This window comes from Actinoallomurus acaciae (genome assembly GCF_042429965.1).
Classification (GTDB): domain Bacteria; phylum Actinomycetota; class Actinomycetes; order Streptosporangiales; family Streptosporangiaceae; genus Actinoallomurus; species Actinoallomurus acaciae.
In genome coordinates this window covers 14,066-32,387 of the sequence record NZ_JBHLZP010000010.1, presented here as the reverse complement: position 1 = coordinate 32,387, position 18,322 = coordinate 14,066, and the positions used below count along the sequence as shown (strand labels likewise).

The 18,322-nt window shown below is 72.6% G+C and carries 15 protein-coding genes; 12 read left to right on the top strand and 3 right to left on the bottom strand.

The genetic code is table 11. The features are described from left to right. Window positions 1–16: 16 nt before the first annotated feature. The 12 genes from ACFFNX_RS03130 to ACFFNX_RS03075 all read left to right on the top strand — a co-directional run bounded on the left by ACFFNX_RS03130 (window position 17) and on the right by ACFFNX_RS03075 (window position 14,072). The gene (locus ACFFNX_RS03130; RefSeq protein ID WP_378194725.1) at window positions 17–1,630 is read left to right on the top strand and encodes an FAD-dependent oxidoreductase; all 1,614 of its coding nucleotides are present in this window, start codon (window positions 17–19) and stop codon (window positions 1,628–1,630) included. Further along, a complete protein-coding gene (locus ACFFNX_RS03125) occupies window positions 1,630–2,532 on the top strand; it encodes a dihydrodipicolinate synthase family protein (protein ID WP_378194722.1) in 903 nt (300 codons plus the stop codon). Before ACFFNX_RS03130 ends, ACFFNX_RS03125 begins: the two co-directional genes overlap by 1 nt. A gap of 43 nt (window positions 2,533–2,575) precedes the next feature. Further along, complete coding sequence (locus ACFFNX_RS03120; RefSeq protein WP_378194719.1) at window positions 2,576–4,645, top strand: golvesin C-terminal-like domain-containing protein; 2,070 nt, start codon at window positions 2,576–2,578, stop codon at window positions 4,643–4,645. Between the two features lie 106 nt (window positions 4,646–4,751). Then, window positions 4,752–6,098 carry a cytochrome P450 gene (locus ACFFNX_RS03115; RefSeq protein ID WP_378194716.1) on the top strand — a complete coding sequence of 449 codons (1,347 nt, stop codon included), beginning with the start codon at window positions 4,752–4,754 and terminating at the stop codon, window positions 6,096–6,098. Between the two features lie 8 nt (window positions 6,099–6,106). Continuing rightward, window positions 6,107–6,808, top strand: coding sequence for an HAD family hydrolase (locus tag ACFFNX_RS03110; RefSeq protein WP_378194713.1), 702 nt, complete (start codon window positions 6,107–6,109; stop codon window positions 6,806–6,808). Between the two features lie 51 nt (window positions 6,809–6,859). Further along, on the top strand, window positions 6,860–7,852 hold the full coding sequence (locus ACFFNX_RS03105) for a DUF4241 domain-containing protein (RefSeq protein WP_378194710.1): 993 nt from the start codon (window positions 6,860–6,862) through the stop codon (window positions 7,850–7,852). A 258-nt stretch (window positions 7,853–8,110) separates the two neighbouring features. Continuing rightward, window positions 8,111–9,769 (top strand): hypothetical protein, encoded by a 1,659-nt coding sequence (locus ACFFNX_RS03100; protein ID WP_378194707.1) that lies wholly within the window; start codon window positions 8,111–8,113, stop codon window positions 9,767–9,769. 116 nt (window positions 9,770–9,885) lie between these two features. Next, on the top strand, window positions 9,886–10,650 hold the full coding sequence (locus ACFFNX_RS03095; protein ID WP_378194704.1) for a hypothetical protein: 765 nt from the start codon (window positions 9,886–9,888) through the stop codon (window positions 10,648–10,650). Further along, window positions 10,647–11,768 (top strand): sensor histidine kinase, encoded by a 1,122-nt coding sequence (locus ACFFNX_RS03090; RefSeq protein WP_378194700.1) that lies wholly within the window; start codon window positions 10,647–10,649, stop codon window positions 11,766–11,768. The genes ACFFNX_RS03095 and ACFFNX_RS03090 overlap by 4 nt, the downstream gene beginning before the upstream one ends. After that, on the top strand, window positions 11,765–12,418 hold the full coding sequence (locus ACFFNX_RS03085) for a response regulator (RefSeq protein ID WP_378194696.1): 654 nt from the start codon (window positions 11,765–11,767) through the stop codon (window positions 12,416–12,418). Before ACFFNX_RS03090 ends, ACFFNX_RS03085 begins: the two co-directional genes overlap by 4 nt. An 83-nt stretch (window positions 12,419–12,501) precedes the next feature. After that, a complete protein-coding gene (locus ACFFNX_RS03080; RefSeq protein WP_378194692.1) occupies window positions 12,502–13,497 on the top strand; it encodes an alpha/beta fold hydrolase in 996 nt (331 codons plus the stop codon). Between the two features lie 41 nt (window positions 13,498–13,538). Continuing rightward, window positions 13,539–14,072: a sunset domain-containing protein gene (locus tag ACFFNX_RS03075; RefSeq protein WP_378194689.1), complete on the top strand. Its 534-nt coding sequence runs from the start codon at window positions 13,539–13,541 to the stop codon at window positions 14,070–14,072. A 40-nt stretch (window positions 14,073–14,112) separates the two neighbouring features. Here ACFFNX_RS03075 and ACFFNX_RS03070 read toward each other — a convergent pair whose 3' ends face one another. From ACFFNX_RS03070 to ACFFNX_RS03060, 3 genes are read right to left on the bottom strand one after another with little or no spacing between them, the layout of a single operon-like run. After that, window positions 14,113–15,288, bottom strand: a complete 1,176-nt coding sequence (locus ACFFNX_RS03070; RefSeq protein WP_378194686.1) for an ROK family transcriptional regulator — start codon at window positions 15,286–15,288, stop codon at window positions 14,113–14,115. Between the two features lie 56 nt (window positions 15,289–15,344). Further along, window positions 15,345–16,874 carry an MFS transporter gene (locus tag ACFFNX_RS03065; protein ID WP_378194683.1) on the bottom strand — a complete coding sequence of 510 codons (1,530 nt, stop codon included), beginning with the start codon at window positions 16,872–16,874 and terminating at the stop codon, window positions 15,345–15,347. 35 nt (window positions 16,875–16,909) lie between these two features. After that, a complete protein-coding gene (locus ACFFNX_RS03060) occupies window positions 16,910–18,271 on the bottom strand; it encodes an FAD-binding oxidoreductase (RefSeq protein ID WP_378194680.1) in 1,362 nt (453 codons plus the stop codon). Window positions 18,272–18,322: the final 51 nt, after the last annotated feature.

Genomic DNA, 18,322 nt, shown 5'->3' with positions numbered 1-18,322 from the left:
GCGGAGTGTGATCGTTGTGGGTGTTCGGCGTGCTGCCGAGGCCGATGTCCTGGTGGTCGGCGGCGGGGTCGGCGGCGTCGCGGCGGCGCTGGCCGCGCTGCGGCGCGGCCGCACCGTACTGCTGACCGAGGAGACCGACTGGCTGGGCGGGCAGCTGACCAGCCAGGGCGTACCGCCGGACGAGCACCCGTGGATCGAGCAGTTCGGCGCGACCCGGTCCTACCGACGGCTGCGCGACGCGATCCGCGACTACTACCGCACCTGGTACCCGCTCACCCGTGAGGCCGCGGCGGCGCCGGACCTGAACCCGGGCCAGGGCACGGTCAGCCGGCTGTGCCACGAGCCGCGCGTCGCCGCCTCCGTACTGTCGGGCATGGTCGCGCCCTACCTGTCCGCCGGGCGGCTGACCATCCTCTACCGGCACCGGCCCGTCGCGGCCGACGTGGACGGCGACCGCGTACGGTCGGTGACCCTGGAGGGGCCGGACGGCGAGCGGATCACGGCCGCCGCGCCGTACGTGCTGGACGGCACGGAGCTGGGCGACCTGCTGCCCCTGGCCGGTGTCGAGCACGTCACCGGCTTCGAGTCGCGGGACGAGACCGGCGAGCCCAGCGCGCCGGATCAGGCCCAGCCCGGCAACATGCAGGCGTTCTCGTGGGTGTTCGCGGTCGAGCACCGCGAGGGGGAGGACCATACGATCGACCGGCCGGCACAGTACGGGTTCTGGCGCGAGTACCGGCCGCCGTTCTGGCCCGACCGGCTGCTCAGCCTTACGTCGCCCGATCCGCGCACGCTCGAACCGGTGTCGCGCACGTTCGTCCCCCACGGCTCGACCGGGCCGATCGTGGCCGACCAGAGCCTGGGCCCGGGCGATGAGGACCTGTGGGTGTTCCGGCGCGTCCTGAGCCGCGAGCTGTTCGAGCCGGGCTTCGCCGCCAGCGACGTCACGATCGTGAACTGGCCGATGATCGACTACCTGCCCGGCCCGCTGATCGGGGTCTCCGACGACGAGCGTGACAAGCACCTCGACGGCGCCCGGGGCCAGGCGCTCAGCATGTTGTACTGGCTGCAGACCGAGGCCCCCCGGCCCGACGGCGGCACCGGGTGGCCGGGCCTGCGGCTGCGGCCCGACGTCATGGGGAGCGCCGACGGCCTGGCCAAGATGCCCTACATCCGCGAGTCGCGGCGGATCCGCGCGCGTCGCACCGTCGTCGAACACGACCTCTCCCTGGCCGTACGCGGCGAGCACGGCGCGGTGGCCTACCCCGACACCGTCGGCATCGGGATGTACCGCATCGACCTGCATCCCTCCACCGGGGGCGACAACTACATCGACGTCGCGAGCTGCCCGTTCCAGATCCCCCTCGGCGCGCTGCTGCCGTTGCGCGTGCGCAACGTGCTGGCGGCCGGGAAGAACCTCGGCACCACGCACATCACCAACGGCTGCTATCGCCTGCACCCGGTGGAGTGGAACATCGGCGAGGCGGCCGGGGCGCTGGCCGCGCACTGCCTCTCCCACGGCACCGAACCCGCTCAGGTGCATGCGGACCCCGCCCTGCTGGAGCGGTTCCAGGCCGAACTGGCCGCCGACGGCGTCGAGCTGTCCTGGCCGCAGGTCCGGGGGTACTGATGACCGGTCTGCTGGACGGCGTGGTGGTGCCCCTGGTGACGCCGATGAGCGCCCCGGGAGTGCCGTCGGCCGACGCGGGGGAGCCGCTGCTGCGTGCGATGGCGGAGGCCGGTGTACGGCGGCTGATGCTGCTCGGCAGCAACGGCGAGGGGCCGCTGATACCGGCCTCCGTGGCCGCGGGGTTCGCCCGGGAGGCCGTCGCACGCTGGCACGAGCTGGTCCCCGGCGGAACGGTCCTGGTCAACGTCACCGCGCCCGGTACCGACGAGGCCGGACGGCGGGCCTCGGACGCCGCCGCGGCCGGCGCGGACGGGCTGGTGCTCAGTCCCCCGACGTACTTCCGGCACCGCGACGACGAGGTGGTCGCGCACTACGCGGCGATGGCCCGGTACGGCCTGCCGGTCGTGGCGTACAACACGCCGGCCCGCGCGACGCCGATCACTCCGGCGTGCCTGGACGCGCTGGTCGGGCTCCCGCACGTCGTCGGCGTCAAGGACTCCTCCAGCGACATCGACCTGCTGCGGTACATGGTCGAGGCGGCCCGCCGCCGCCCGGAGTTCGCCGTCAGCCAGGGCGACGAACAGCTGCTCGCCGAGGCGCTGCGCGCCGGGGCCGACGGCATCACGCCCGGCACCGCGAACCTCGCGCCGCTGCTGGCGCTCGAACTGGCCGCCGCCGACGACGATGCCGAACTCGACCGCCTGCAGTCGCTGACCACGCGGCTCACCCGGCTGCACTCGGTACGGCCCGGGGTCCCGGCGGTCAAGGCACTGCTGTCGGCCCGGGGGCTCTGCCCGCCCCACACCGCGCCGCCCCTGGCGCCCTGCACGGATGAGGAGATCCGAGAGCTCACGCGCGTCGTCGCACCGCTGGACCACTACCTCCTGAGGAGATCCGCATGAATGACCGAAGCGAGTGGTCACGCCCTCCGGCGAAGGAGGACTCATGACCGAGCGAGAGATCGGGCGCAGGACGTTCACGTTCGGCCTCGCGGCCGGTGCGGCGGCCATCGGGCCCGTCACACTGGCCGGGCGCGCCGAGGCGCGGAGCACGGCGCGTCCGGGGGCACCGTTCTTCACCGAGACGACGCTGTGGGACGCGTCGAGCGGCCCGCTGGCGAACTACCACGTGCACGCGCTCACCGTGCTGCCCGACGACACGATCCTCGCGGTGACCGAGGGCCGCCACGAGGTCTGCGACGCCGGCCCGCGCGACCTGCTGCTGCGCCGCAGCACCGACAAGGGCAGGACGTGGAGTGACTCCCAGACCGTGGTGACGTCGGTCGACGGGCAGTCGTGGGGGAACCCCACGCTGGTGGCCGACCGCACCACCAAGGAGGTGTTCCTCTTCCACATGCTGTCCGAGCGGCTGCCGGAGAACACCAGCTGCTCGGGCGACAGCGGCGAACTGTACGTCGTCTCCAGCACCGACGGCGGTGCCACGTGGGGCGAGCAGCGTTCACTCGCCGGCCTGTTCGACGGGTTCGACTACGGCTGGGCGCTGCACGGCCCGGGGCCCGGCCACGGCATCCAGCTCGACAACGGGCGCCTCCTGGTCAACGTGGCGCACCGCCGGGTCATCGTCGGCACCACCGCCGCCACCCGCAACTATGGCGTGTCGTCGCTGTACAGCGACGACCACGGCCGTACCTGGAAGGCCGGCGGCGCCGTGCCGGTGTCCGCCGACTATCCGATCAACGAGGCCCGGTTCGTCCAGCGCGCGGACGGCTCCGTACTCGTGAACGGGCGGGCCGCCGCCGGCGGCAACCGGCAGCGGATCACCGCGGTCAGCCTGGATCAGGGCCTGACCTGGTCGGCGCCCAAGCTGGACGGCGCGACCGGGACGTTCAACGCGGTGGACGCGAGCCTGGTCCGCTACACGAGCGGACGTGTCCTGTTCAGCCGCCCGGACGCACCCGTGCGCTACAACATGACCGTCTCGGTGAGCTACGACGAGGCGTACTCCTTCCGGTACAGCCGCGTCATCACCCCGAACCGCTCGTACTACTCCGACCTCGCCCAGCTGTCCGACGGCACGATCGTCCTGCTGTACGGCTGCGACGGCGACAACGCGAGCGCCCCGCTCCGGGTGAAGGTCGCGCGCTTCAACCTCGAATGGCTCACCCGGGGGCGCGACGGCCTGGCCACCGGCCCCGGGCTCCGCGAGCAGGCGTACGACCTGGCCCGCCTCTCCCGGCGCACCAGTGGCGGGACGGTCCAGATCGTCCGGGAGCCGACCGCGAGGGAGGGCGCCCGCGCGGTCTTCACCCCTTCGGCCGCCGGCGACCACCTCGACTACACGTTCCGCGTCGAGCGCGGCGGCGACCTCGACGTCCTGCTGCGCTATCACCGCTCGGGCGACGGCGGCCTGGTCACGGTGACGATCGACGGCCGGAGACCGCACAACGCCGTGATCGACACCACGGCCGAGGCGGCCGACGGGTACGACATCCTGGCGCTGGGCACCGTACGGCTCTCCGCCGGCCGGCACACCCTGCGGTTCACCTCGGCCGGCGCCGGACGCGGCGGCGGCCAGATCATCTCCCTCGACGAGCTCAGCGTCGTACGGGCCCCCGCCCACGCGGACGTGAACGAGGACATCACCATCGACAACGGGGCCCTGGGCTTCATCGTGGTCTCCGGCACCTGGGCCGCCGGCACGGGCGTGGCCGGCTACTACGGCGGCAACTACCAGTCGCACGCGGCCGGCGACGGCACCAGCACCGTACGGTGGCGACCGGCGCTTCCGGCCGACGCTCAGTACGAGGTCACGGCCTCCTACACCGCCGCGTCGAACCGCTCGCGGGCCGCCATGTACACCGTCCACCATGCCGGAGGCAGCACCCCGGTCGGCATCGACCAGACGGCGTACGGCACACCGGCGACGGATGGCAGCGAGTGGGTGTCCCTGGGCACGTTCTCCTTCACCGCCGGCCTCGACGGCTCGGTCGAGCTCAGCGACGCGCCGGACGGGTACGTCGTCGCCGACGCGGTGAGGTTCATCCGCCGAAGCTGACCCCGCGATCAGTTGGAACATTCCCGAACCACGGCCCGTCGCCCGGCATCGACTCCGGCCCTCGGACCAGTAGGATTCCTGCCCACCTTCGTGATCAGGAGCAGCCTTGACCTCCGATCGTCCCGGACCACCGCCCGGCTGCCCCGCGCACGCGAGTCGGACGCCGTTGTACGGACCCGCCTTCACCGCCGATGCGAGCAGCGTGTACGCCGAGCTCCGCCGGCACGGTGCCATCGCCCCGGTCGAGATCGCCCCCGGAACCCCCGCCATGCTCGTCATCGGCTATCACACGGCGCTGGAGGTGCTGCGCGATCCCGCGACGTTCCCGCGCGATCCGCGTCGCTGGCAGGAGCGCGTGCCCGCGGACTGCCCGGTGCTGCCGATGATGGGATACCGGCCCAACGCCCTCTTCACCGACGGCGCCGCACACGCCCGGGTGCGCGGGGCGACGACCGACGCCCTGGCCCGCATCGAGCTGAACGACCTGCGTTCCTATGTCGAAGACACCGCCGACATGCTCATCGACCGATTCGGCGCGAGCGGAAAAGCCGATCTGATCAGTGAGTATGCCCGGATCCTCCCGCTCATGGTGTTCAACCTGTTGTTCGGCTGCCCGCCCGACCTCGGCGACCGGCTGGTCGAGGGCATGAGCGGAATATTCGAGCTCGTCGAGCCCGAGAAGGCCAACGAGCTGCTGACCCGGACGCTGTTCGAGCTGGTGGCCCTCAAACGCGCGCGTCCCGGCCCCGACATGACGTCCTGGCTGATGGAACATCCCGCCGAACTGACCGACGAGGAGATGGTGCACCAGCTCGTCACGCTCCAGGGCGGCGGGACCGAGCCGGAGATGAACCTGATCGGCAACGGCGTTCGCCTGCTGCTGTCCGACGACCGGTTCGCGAGTGACCTCTCCGGGGGCAGCCTGCCCATCGAGGACGCGATCGACGAGATCCTGTGGACGGATCCACCGATCGCCAATTACGCCACCTCCTATCCCCGGTCGGACCTCAACGTCGCCGGCGCGCGCCTTCCCGAGGGCGAGCCGGTCGTGATCAGCTTCACCGGCGCGAACACCGATCCGTCACTGTCCTTCGAGCGCACCGGCAACCGAGCCCACCTGGCCTGGGGCGCGGGCCCGCACGCCTGCCCCGCCCAGATGCAGGCGCGTCTCATCGCCTCCGTGGCCATCGAGAAACTCCTCGACCGGCTGCCGGACATGCGACTCGCCGTCCCCGCGGACCAGCTCACCTGGCGGCCGGGCTTCTTCCACCGCGGCCTGACCGCGCTGCCGGTCGAGTTCGAACCCCTGCCCGCCCAGGCGACGGCCGCGGAGGAACCGCGAGACCCCGCTCCTCCCCCTCCGGCTCCCCGACCGGCTGAGACGTCGAGGCCCAGCCGCGGCAGGTCCCAGCGCCGGCGGAGCACCCTGATGGGTTGGTGGCGCGGACAGTAAGGAAGACCTTGGAAGTCAGGGCCGTGCTCTTCGACCTGGACGGCACGCTGGTCGACCACGACACCGCCGCCGAGATCGCGCTCGTCGAGACCCTTCGGGCGACCTCCGGCGTACGTCACGTCGACGACGCGCACGTACGGCGCCGGTGGAGGCATCTCGAAGAACCGGCGATGGATCGCTACCTGTCCGGAGAGCTCACCTTCACCGAACAGCGCCGCCTCCGCGTCACCTCTCTCGCCGCCGAACTCGGTCTGGGCGCCTGGGACGACCGGCGAGCCGACGCCTGGTTCGCCGAGTACCTGCGCCGCTACGAAGCCGCCTGGCGGGTCTACCCCGACGTACGGCCGGCGCTCGAGGCGCTCACCGTACGCCGCCTGCGCCAAGGGGTCCTGACCAACGGTGATGCCGACCAGCAGCGCAGAAAGCTCCTCCACGTCGGGCTCGCGGACGCACTGCCCGACGTCATCGTCTCCAGTGAGGTGGGCGCCGCGAAACCCAGTGCGCGGATCTTCCGCGCGGGCTGCGCCCGGCTCGGCCTGGTGCCGCACGAGGTCGTCTACGTCGGGGATCGGCTCCGCACCGACGCCATCGCCGCCATCGACGCCGGGCTGCGCGGGATCTGGCTGAACCGCGGCAGCGACCTCGGGCCGGTGGAGCCGCCGGTCATCCAGACCCTCGAGGACCTTCCCGCCCTTCTGGCCGCCGGATGAGGGTCTCGGTGAGCCCTGCGGCGGAGTCGGCGGCCGGTACGATCGCCGCGCATGAGCTCGCTGTTCGAGGCGGTATATGCCGATGGATGGGACGATGAGGTCGTCAATCCGCTGACCCGCGCGGTGGCCGAGGCGCGCGACGCGGCCGGGGAACCGTACACCGTCCTGCTGCTCGCCGACGGGCGACGGCACGCCGTGATCGACATCTCCTGGAGCGACGGGTACTGCCGCGTGGAGCGGTTCGACGCGGCAGGTCGGCGGCTGTCCCGGCACGAGCTGCGTGGCACGCCCGACGGAGACCTGTTCCTGCGCCAGGCCCGCACCTGGGACGGCAGCGCCACACCCGGCGTGGGCGCGTTCGAGTTTCCGCACGTCGCCGCCAGGCACCTCACGACGTACCGCCTCAGTGGCGAGCGCACGGACGTGGACGAGCCGCTCGGTGACCGCGGTTCCCGGCATGAGTCCCGCTCGGCGCAGAGCCCGCCCCGGCTGCCGGTCCCGGGTTTCGGCCGGTGGCAGGACCTGCTCGGACTCGCCGGCGACGGGCCGTCCGACATCGTCGATGCCGCCCGCAACCCGATGCCCGTCCGTACGGACTCCCGCCCTCCATGGCGTCCGCCTCGGCCGTTGCGGCCGGACGGGATCGAGGAGCTGTTCGCCACCGGTGCCGAGCGCGTCATCGAGGGCCGGCGCCTCCGGCTGAGCACCCGTGGCGCCGGGTCGCTGCGCCTGCCCTCCGGCCGGCTGGTCGCGGCCGACCCGTCGTCGCTGCCCTACGCCGGCAAGCCGTTCAGCGTCACCGTCTCGCCGGGAACGTATCCGGTGACGGTCGGCCTGGCCACTTTCGTCGACGATCCCGGCCACAGCCGCGTGGTCGCCGCCCGGCTCGACGTCACGGACCGGCCCGTGGACCGGTGGGAGCCGGCGCTGCTCGACGGCCAGGACCCGATCGACCTCGGCTACCAGGAGTTCTTCGGATTCGGCGTCGACGCCGGTGGCCTGCTTCGTCGCGGACATGTTGCTTTTCCCGTCCGAGACCGATGACGAGGACGACGGCTGACGTCGGCATCGCAAAAGGCATGAAAGGCCAATTTCGGCCGATGCATGTGCGACAGAATTGCTTTCATGGGGAAATCGGAATTGGACGGTCCTAAAACGCCGTCGAAGCCTGATTACAATCGCTTGGCGCTGTTGGCATACGTGGTTTTGTGGGATCTCGAACCGGCACACCGCATCGAGCGGGCGTTGCGGATCGTCCGGGGGAGCGTGCTGTTTCGAGAGGGCGGTAACGTCCGGCGACGCGTGTTGAGGCGCAGTTACCACGCCTCGCGGAACGCCGCGGGCCGACCGCGCGGCTGGCTGAGGATGTGCCCGGTCGAGGCCGCTCTCGATCCGGGGCTGGCCGAGTCGCTCAAGGAGCTGTCCCGTGGCGAACGCGTCGCGTACGTCCTGCAGCGCCTGGAGGGTCTGACCGCCGAGGAGGCGGTGGCGGAGCTGCGGCGTCTGCGCCTCCCCGTGGAGGATGACGTCGTCGTCCGCCGCGGGGTCGAGTCCGTCGATGCCGCGACCGGGCTGAGCCCGGACGAGCAGCGTGCGGCGATCAGCGCCCTGGAGGTGGGGACGGTCGCCGTCTCGCCGCGGTGGTCGCCGCGCCGTGCCCGGAGGCGGCTGGCCGTGCCGCTCGTGGGCGTGCTGGCCGTGGCCGGTGCGGTGCTGGGATGGCCGGGGAAGAAGGCCTCCCTGGAGGTGGAGACCCGAGTCGATGCGCACGCCGCCTCCCTCGGGATTTGGCCGTCCCGCGGCGACCGCCTGCACGACCGCGCGCTGCTCGGCCGGGCGCGCGACGCGTGGGAGGGCGTACCGGAGAGCCCGAAGGAGGACGGCTTCGACTACGGCCCCGTCACGCTGTACGGCCTTCGTGCGGTGCCTCATCCCCGGCCCGCGCCGGGAACGCTGAGGGTGCTGTTCGCCGGGACCGTCGGGTCGCGCCGGAGCGTGGTGCTCGCCGACGGATATCTCCACGCGTTGTACTCCGAGTACCCCGCGGACTCCGAGGAGGATCGCGACGGGTCCCTGACCGTCCAGACCGATCCGCCGGGCGTGTTCGGCGCCGGTCCGTTGGCCCTCACTCCACCCGCTTCGTCCAACGGGACGCGGCTGGCGTATCTGCTCCCCCCGGATGCCGACCGCGTGGAGGTCGCGACGCTGGAGGAGACACGGCCGGCGTGGCGGCCCGGGACGATACAGGACGGCGTGCTCACCATGCCGGAGCGCAACGGGCCGACCTGCCACCGCACGCTGTTCCGCGTGTTCGCCGAACACGGCGGCCGCGGCGCCGGTGTGTTCACCGGCCTGGACAACCCGCTGACGATGACGCGGGTCTCGTGGTCCCCGCCGCCCACCGAGTCCAAGTCAGAAGCAGATCTCGACACCCGGCTGACTCGCGATGTGATCTGCAACGACGAGTCCTTTCCCGTGCGCTACACGAGAGTGATCGATGAGGTGAGAGTCGAGGGCTTCTGGCACGGTGCGCTGCCCGAGGCGCACCACCAGGGCGCGTTCGCGAGCCTCGTCATCCATTACGGCTGGGAACCGGACAGCCCGCCGCAGGTGCTACGGCCGGTGGAACAGGAGACCCAGACCCTGCTCATCGACCGGCCGTCCGGCAAGCCCGGCACGGTGCAGATCGTCGAACGCGCCACCGATGACGGCGAGGGCGGCCTGGCCGACGAAACCGCCTACGCGGTCGCCTCCTGGCACGCTCCGTCCCACCGCTGGTACATGGTCGCCGGCGGCACGCCGGCCATCGTCCGGATGCGCGCCTGGGGCAGACACGACAAGAACGTGGACGGGAACACGCTGATCATCCGCGGCCCGAAGAACCACCAGCTCGATGGGCCGGAATGGCATACGAGCGTCGACGCCGAGACCAGCTCCGGCGAACCGGGGACCCTGCCGTGACGCCCGCACTACGCGCGTCGGCGTAGTCCGAAAGCCGCCCCTCGGCCGACGCCGGGCGGTCCGCGGTACCGAATGATGGCCGGGCACAGCGACATGCCGATGCCCGAGGAGGTGCCGTGCGGGACGTGCTCGCCGGGGCTTGGAACCGTGGCCGCCGCATCGAGCGCTTCTGCCATGGCCTCGGTGTGGTGCTCATCTGCGCGGGACTGTTCCACCTGCTCGTCTTCTCGGTCGACGGCGGCCCCTGGTACGGCCCGGTGTCCTGGCGGAAGCCGGCCACCTTCGGATCGTCCTTCGGGCTGACGTTGGTCACGGTCGCGTGGGTGGCCTCGTACCTGCCGATCGGCGAGCGCAGGCGCGCGGCGCTGCTGGGCGTCTTCGCGGCCGACTGTGTCGTGGAGGTCGGCGGCATCACGTTGCAGGCGTGGCGGCACGTGCCCTCCCACCTGAACCGGGAGACCGCGTTCGACTCCGCGGTCTCGACCGTGCTCGCCGCCGGGGGCGCCGTGCTCGTCGTGGTCCTGGGCGTCCTGGCCGGGACCGCCTTCCGGGCGAATCCCGGGGTTCCGGCCAGTATGCGGCTGGGCCTGCGGGCCGGGTTCGTGAGCCTGATGATCGGACTGGCCACCGGCGCCGCGATGATCGCCCGTGGGACGGCCGAGGTCGGCGCCGGGCACCAGCGGCAGGCCTATCACGACCTCGGTTTCCTCAAGCCCGTCCACGGCGTGAGCCTCCACGGGGTCCTGGTCCTGCCCGCGCTGGCCTGGCTGTCGTCCCGTACCTCCTGGGACGAGCCCCGCCGTACCCGGGTCGTGGCGATCGCGGCCGCCGGGTACGGCCTGGCCACCGCCGCCGCCCTCGCCTACTCCCTGCTCCGATGAGAGTCAGGTCTCTTGCCGTCGACATCGCCCTGGCGGCCGTGCTGACCCTCGTCGGGGTCGTCGGCAGCGCGTTCGCCGGGGCTCCGGACCGGGCGGCGGTTCCGATCGACGCGCCGGGGTTCGCGCTGGTGGTGGCGGCGGCCCTGGCACTCGCCGTGCGCCGCAGGTGGCCGCTGCCGGTGCTGGCCGCCGTCTCGGCGGTCACCTCGGCGTACCTGGTCCGCGGGTACGCCTACGGGCCGATCCTGGTCTGCTTCATGCTCTCGGTGTACAGCGCGGCCAGGCACGCGGCGCCGGCCAGGTCCGCGCCGTACTCGCTGGCCGCGCTCGCCCTCCTGGTGATCCACCTGTTCGTCCGCGACACCGCGCTCGGCCTGTACGGGCTGATCCCCGTCTCCGCCTGGGTGGTCGTGCCGTTCGCCCTGGGGTTCACCCTGCGGACGCGGTGGGAGGCGGCCGTACGGGCGCGCGCCGAGACCATCCGTCGGCATGTCGACGAGGAGCGGTTCCGGGTCGCCCAGGAGGTGCACGACATCGTGGGGCACGGGCTCGCCGCGATCAAGATGCAGGCCGATATCGCGCTGCACCTGCTCGCCAAGAAGCCCGACCAGGCGGAGCTGGCGCTGTCGGCCATCAGCCGTACCAGCAGCGACGCTCTCGACGAGCTCCGCGCGACGCTCGCGGTGATCCGCCGGACACGGGCCGACGCGGAACGGTCGCCGGTCCCGGGGCTGGCCGGGCTCGGCGGGCTCCGGCGGCGCATGGCGGACGCCGGTGTCCACGTGGGTCTCGCCACCTCGGGGGAACCTCCGGCCGCCCTCCCGGTCGCGGTCGACGTGACCGGCTACCGGATCGTCCAGGAGTCGTTGACCAACGTGCTGCGGCACAGCGGAGCCACGACGGCGAGCGTGAGCATCCGGTACCGGCCCGGGAGCGTCGTCATCGTGGTCGCCAATCCCGTGACGGAGACGACGGCCGGATCGGCCGGCATGGGCGGGCTCGGGATCTCCGGGATGCGCGAACGCGTCCTCGCCCTCGACGGGGAGTTCGCCGCCGGGCCGGTCCCGCACGGCCGTTTCGAGGTCCGCGCCCAGCTGCCGTACGGAGGTCGAACATGATCGAAGTGCTCGTCGTCGACGATCAGGAGCTCGTCCGCCTCGGACTGCGCACCCTGATCGAGAACGAGGACGGGATGTCCTGCGCCGGAGAGGCCGCCGACGGGCTGGCCGCGGTCGCCGCCACCCGGCGGGAGCGGCCGGACGTCGTCCTGATGGACATCCGCATGCCCGGCGTCGACGGGCTCACCGCCACCCGGCGGATCACCGCCGACCCGTCCCTCACCGGGACCAAGGTCATCGTCCTCACCACGTTCGAACACGACGAGTACGTCTTCGACGCCCTGCGCCACGGGGCCAGCGGCTTCCTGCTCAAGGACACCAAGCCGGCCGAGCTCCTGGGCGCCATCCGCTCGGTCGTCCACGGTGGCGCGCTCATGTCGCCCTCGGTGACACGCAAGGTCATTCGCGCCTTCGTGGCGAACGCCCCGCGCCCGGTCCGGCCGCACCCGGCCCTGGACACGCTGACCGACCGGGAGCGGGAGATCCTCGCGCTGGTCGCGGAGGGCCTGAGCAACGAAGAGATCGCCGCACGGCTGGTGATCAGCCCGGCCACGGCCCGTACCCACGTCAGCCGCGCGATGGTCAAGCTCGGCGCCCGCGACCGGGCGCAGCTGGTCGTCTTCGCCTACCAGTCCGGCCTGGGCGACTGACCGCTTCCGTACGCGAATCCGCGTAGTCCGGTCGCCGCCTCCGGGACGATGTCCGATCGGGCATGGTCGGCGACGATCGCGGGGTGACACGAATCAGCACGTCAGGACAAGGCCGCGATCACGCGACCGCGGATGGCGCCGGCCGCCGAAGCAAGGCCTGGTGGCGATGGGCGCGCCGCCTCCTCATCGCCGCTCTGGCGTGCGCCGTCGCCGCGACGTTGTTCTCGTTCGGCTACAACGCCGCGACCGCCGGCCGGGCCCGCGAGCCGGCGGGCCTGCGGTTCGTCACCGCCGACGGCATCCGCACCCGGTACCGGCAATGGGGCGGCGACGGGCCACCGGTCGTCCTGGTCCACGGGTTCGCCGAATCGGCGGACACCTTCGATCCACTCGGCCGGGCACTCGCCGGACACCGCCGGGTGTACGCGCTCGACCTGACCGGCTGGGGCTACAGCGAGCGCAAGGGGCCGTACGACACCGACCACCAGGCCGCGCAGGTGCTGGGCTTCCTCGACGCGCTGCACCTGGACCACGTCACGCTCGTCGGGCATTCCACCGGCGCGGCCGTGGTCGCCGCCGCGACGCTACGGTCGCCGGGCCGCGTCTCGCGGCTGGTGTTCCTTGACGGGGACGCGCTGAACACCGGCGCCGGCGCGAGCGCCGCCGGGCTCCAGACCACGCTTCCGCCCCCGTACCGCGCGACCTTGCTCCGGCTCGCCATCCGCTCGGACTGGCTGATCCGCCAGATCTACGAATCCAACTGCGGCCCGGGCTGCCCCCACCTCGACCGCGCGGGCGTGGACCAGTGGCGCCGCCCCTTGCAGGTCGCGGGCGCGGAGAACGGAATCTGGCACATGACGAGCATCGTCGGCCTGCCCGCGACCCGCGTGGCCGCGCTCGCCCGCGTCCCGATCTCCAAGGCGGTGATCTTCGGCGCCGCCGACGATGTGTTCACCAGGTCCTCGCCGTACGAGACGGCGCAACGAATCGGCGCCCCGGCGCCGGTCCTCATCCCCGGCGCCCGCCATCTGTCCTTCATCTCCCGTCCCGCTCAGGTCGCCACGGCGATCCTCGGGTGAGCCGAGGCGACGGCGACCTACGGACCGTTCGGCGCCGCCCCGTGGACGACCAGCGGCTGATCCGCAAGATCAACGTGGCGACCGCGGGTCTGTGCCTCGTCCCCCATGAGGGGTACGTTCGGGCCGTGACGCGCTTTTCGCAGGCCGTGGGCTGGCTGGCGCTGCTCGTCGTCGTCCTTCCCGCGCTCGGGTACCTGCTGGTGCTGCTCGTGGCACGTCCGCGGCCCCCGATGGCCTTCGCCTCCTGGTACGGGCTCTTCGTCCTGATGTGGTTCCTGGTCGCGCTGCCCGTTGTGGCGCTGCTGTGGGTGATACCGCCGCTCCCTCGCGCCGCCGTCGCCGCCGTGGTCGTCTACCTGGTCGCGCTGGTGGTGCCGTTGGCCTCCGGGATGGCGCGGTACCCGCTGCACGTCGTCCGCTGCGGCCACCTGCCCGTGGTGGGTACGACGTTCGCCGCCGGCTACACGTACAGGGTCCCCGGCAGCCCGGCGTATGCGGTGACGCCCCTCGACGACCGCTTCTTCTGCTCCCGCGAGGAGGCCTCGGCCGCAGGCTTCCACGAATCATCGAGCTGACGGCCCCGGACGTCGCCGCACCTCCCCGAAGGCCGCTCGGCTACAGATCGGCGAAGAGCACGCGCTCACGTGCCTGTTCGACGGCGACCAGCAGGGCGCCGCGTACGGCGGGCCGGTCCGGGATCGCGCTCGCCTCCACCCGCGGCCGGGCCAGGCACATGCCGGCAACGGCCCGCTGGACACGTCCAGCGAGTTCGCCGCCTCCGGCAGAACCGACGTGGCTGCCCAGCACGACGAGTTCGGGGTCCAGAACGGTGCAGATGGAGGCGACCCCCAAGGCGATCCGCCGGGCCAGCTCGTCGAGGAAGCCCGCCCCCGCCGCACTTCCCACGGCGGCCGCCACGCTCTGCGCGGCATTCTCCCCCGCGATCTGGTGCGTCTCGGCGAGTTCCCGCACTGCCTGCGAGCCCACCAGGGCCTGGAAGGCGGCGGTCGCCGCATACCGGCTGCGGTCGAAGGCGCCGTTGCTCACCGTCGAGCCGGGAACGGGCATCGCACCGAGTTCACCGGCCGCACCCGCGGCCCCTCGTAGCAGCTGATCGCCCACCATGACGGCCGACCCAGGCCCACGCCCGACCCAGACCAGCACGAAACTGCGTGCGTCGCCCGCCACTCCCAGCGCGCGCTCGGCCATCGCGGCGAGGTTGACGTCGTTGTCGATCCGGACGGGCAGCCCCAGCTTTCGGCGGATGACTTCAACCACGTCTCCGTCCCATGCGGGCATTTCGTAGCAGAACTGAACATGGCTTGTATCGGGCTCAATGACGGCGGGAAGGGCGATCACGCACACCTGCACCCGCGCCATGGAGATCTGCGCGGCCCGGGTGAGGTGCTCCACGATCGCGTGTACCGCTTCGGCCGGGTCCGCGGCGGCGTCGGTCACGACCGTCGTCTCCGCCAGCACTCGCCCCGTGATGTCGGCGAGAACGGCGGTCGTCGTGTCCGGGTAGACCTCGATCGCGGCCACATGGCCGCACGACGGGTCGAGCCCGTAAAGGGCCGCGCCGGGCCCGCGCCCGCTCTCTCGTACGCCGGCCTTGACGATCAGGCCGCGTTCCTCCAGCCGCAGCAGGACATGGCTGGCCGTCACCTTCGAGAGCCCGGTCGTCTCGCTCACCTGCGCCCGAGTCAGCGGTCCCGACGACGCCAGCAGCTCCAGCGCGGCGCGATCGTTCAGCGTACGCAACAGACCTGGACGCCCGGGGTTCGCGGTCATGCGACCAATCATCGCCCACCGGCCCCCGGGTGAAGCCGCAGAGGCCCAAGGTGGCCTCATGCCCCATGCGCTGATCCTCGGTGGTACGGCAAGGGGGCGTCGGGCCGCGGGCCGGTCGGGTCGGCGCGGCGGGTCCGGATCATGGCGACCGTGATTAGCAGGGTGACCGCCGCGATCCCGGCGGCGACGGCGAAGGTCCGGTCGAAGCCGACGACCAGCGCGTGCCGGTAGTCGCCGTGGGCGCGGGCGGAGCCGGCGACCGCGCTCCAGGCGACGGTGCTCAGCACCGCGAGCCCCACGGCGCCGCCGATCTGCCGGCCGGCGTTGAGCACGCTGGCGGCCACCCCCGAATCGGAGTCGGTGATGCCGGCGAGCGCGGCCAGCGGCAGCGGCACGAACATCAGGCCCAGGCTCGCGCCGGTGACCAGGGTGGGGCCGAGCATTCCACCCACGTAGCCGGCGTTCTCGGTCAGCAGCGACAGCCAGTACAGGCCCCCGGCGCAGCCGGCGCCACCGGCCAGCAGCAGCGGGCGTGCCCCGATCCGCGGCATCAGCACGGAGGCGACCGCGGAACCGGCCAGCACGGCGACGGTCAGCGGCAGGAACGCCACCCCGGCCCGCATCGCCGAATATCCCCAGACCTCCTGCGCGAACAGGATGAGAAAGAAGAACGCGCCGAACAGCACGGTCCCCACGCTGAGCATGATGAGGTTCGCCCCGAGCCGGCCGCGGTCGCGCAGCAGCCTGCCGGGCAGCAGCGCGTGCCGGCTCCGCGACTCGACGATGCCGAACGCGGCGAGCAGCACCACGCCGGCCACCAGCGCGACGACCACCTTGGTGTCGCCCCAGTGGGACACGCCGTCCGGGCCGGTCGCCGCGCCGGACAGACCGTAGACGAGCGCGGCGATCCCCGTGGTCCCGGTCAGCGCCCCCGGGATGTCGAGACGACCGGGCAGCCGCGGCGCCCCGGCCAGCACCAGGGGCGCGGCCAGTGCCGCGGCGACCCCGAAGGGGACGTTGACGAACAGCACCCACCGCCAGGACGCGTAGTTGACCAGCAGCCCGCCGGCCACCAGCCCGATCGCACCGCCCGCCACACTCATCGCGGAGTACACGCCCATGGCCCGGGCGCGCGGCCTGCCCTCCGGGAAGGTGGTGACGATCAGCGACAGCGCTGCCGGAGCGACGATCGCGCCGCCGGCGCCCTGTACGGCACGGGCCGCCAGCAGCCAGGCCTGGGAGGTGGCGAACCCTCCGGCCAGCGACGCGGCGGAGAACACCAGCAGACCGATGACGAACATCCGGCGGCGGCCCAGCAGGTCGCCGGCCCGGCCACCGAGCAGCAGCAGCCCGCCGAACGCCAGCGCGTAGGCGTTGACCACCCACGACAGGCTCGCCCCGGAGAAGTGCAGGGCGTCCTGGATCCGTGGCAGGGCGACGTTCGTAATGGTCGCGTCGAGCACCACCATCAGCTGGGCGGTGGCGATGACCAGCAACGACAGGCCCTGGCGGGGGCGGTGCCCGACCGGCGCGGCGCCGCGTGCGGCCGGCACGGGTGGGGCGACCACCGAGCGAGTTTCGGACATGAGGGTTCCTCTTCCTGACCGTGGTTCGAGCGGGATCAACCGCGCGCGGGGCGGACGTTGTGGGTGCGGCGGAACACGTTGCCGGGGTCGTAGCGCCGCTTGACGTCGGCCAGCCGCCGGTAGGTGGCCGGCGGGTAGACGCTCTCGACGTCGGCGTCGGTCGCGGTCCCGAGGAAGTTGACGTAGGTACCGCGGCTCCGGGCCACGACCGAGGGCCACCGGGCGAACGGCGCGGTCGCGAGCTCCGGCGCGGCACCGGGCGGCAGCATCACACCCGCCACGACCAGCGCCTCGGCATCCCGGTGGGCGAAGGCGGTGGCGTCCGGCGCGACGCGGGCGAACGCGCCGCCCAGCCCGCGCAACTCGACCATCGAGCCGTCGGCGTGCACGTCCGCGATGGCGCCGACCGTCGCGTCGTCCAGGGCCGGAACGAGCGCGTTGCGTACTTCCATCCGGGCCCCGGGTGGCAGGGCGGGAGAGGTCACCAGAACGTCGCCGTACGGCATCGCGCGCACGGCGTCGGAGGTCACCGGGGCGAGCGCGCGGAACGGGCGCAGTGCCGCGTCGGCGGCGTCGCGGTCGGGACCGGCGTAGCAGCACTGCACCATGGCCGCGGCGGGCCGGCCGGACATCGGCGGCAGCAGGTTGAGGGCGGTGGTCAGGTTCTCGTCGCCCGCCTGGGCGAGCTCCCGCCAGTCGGCGACGAGCCGCGGCAGGTCGGTGAGCCGGTAACCGATCGCCCCGAAGTGCACGGTGGTGACCGGCTGGGCGGTGAACTCGAAGGAGGTCACCACGCCGAAGTTGCCGCCGCCTCCACGCAGCGCCCAGAACAGGTCCCCGTGCTGTTCCGGGTCGGCGCGGATCAGCTCCCCGTCCGCGGTGACCAGGTCCGCGGCGACCAGGTTGTCGATGGCCAGCCCGTGGCGGCGCACCAGCCACCCGATCCCGCCGCCGAGGGTGAGCCCGCCCACGCCGACCTCCCGGGTGTCGCCGGCGGTCAGGCCCAGCCCGTACGGTGCCAGCGCGGCGGTCACCGCGCCCCAGGTCGCGCCCGCTCCGATGCGGACGCGGCGGCTCGTCCGGTCCAGGACCTCGACGGCACACAGGTTCCGCAGGTCGATCACCATGCCGTCGGTGTTCGTGCTGAGCCCGGCCATGCTGTGCCCGCCGGAACGCACCGTGACGGCCAGGCCGGCGGCGGTGGCGTAGCGTACGGCGGCGGCCACTCCGGCCGCGTCGGGCGGACGGATCACCAGGTCGGGCGTGCCCTGCGCGAACACGGTGGCCGCGGCTTCGGCATAGCCGTCGACGCCGGGTGCCAGCACCTCGCCGGGCAGCCTGCTCGCGACACCGCACAGGCCACCGTGGAGGGGTTCGGAATGTGAGGTCTGTGTCATGCCGACGATGCTGCTCGGGCGCAGGGGTGCCGGTCGTCGTGCGCAGGGCGT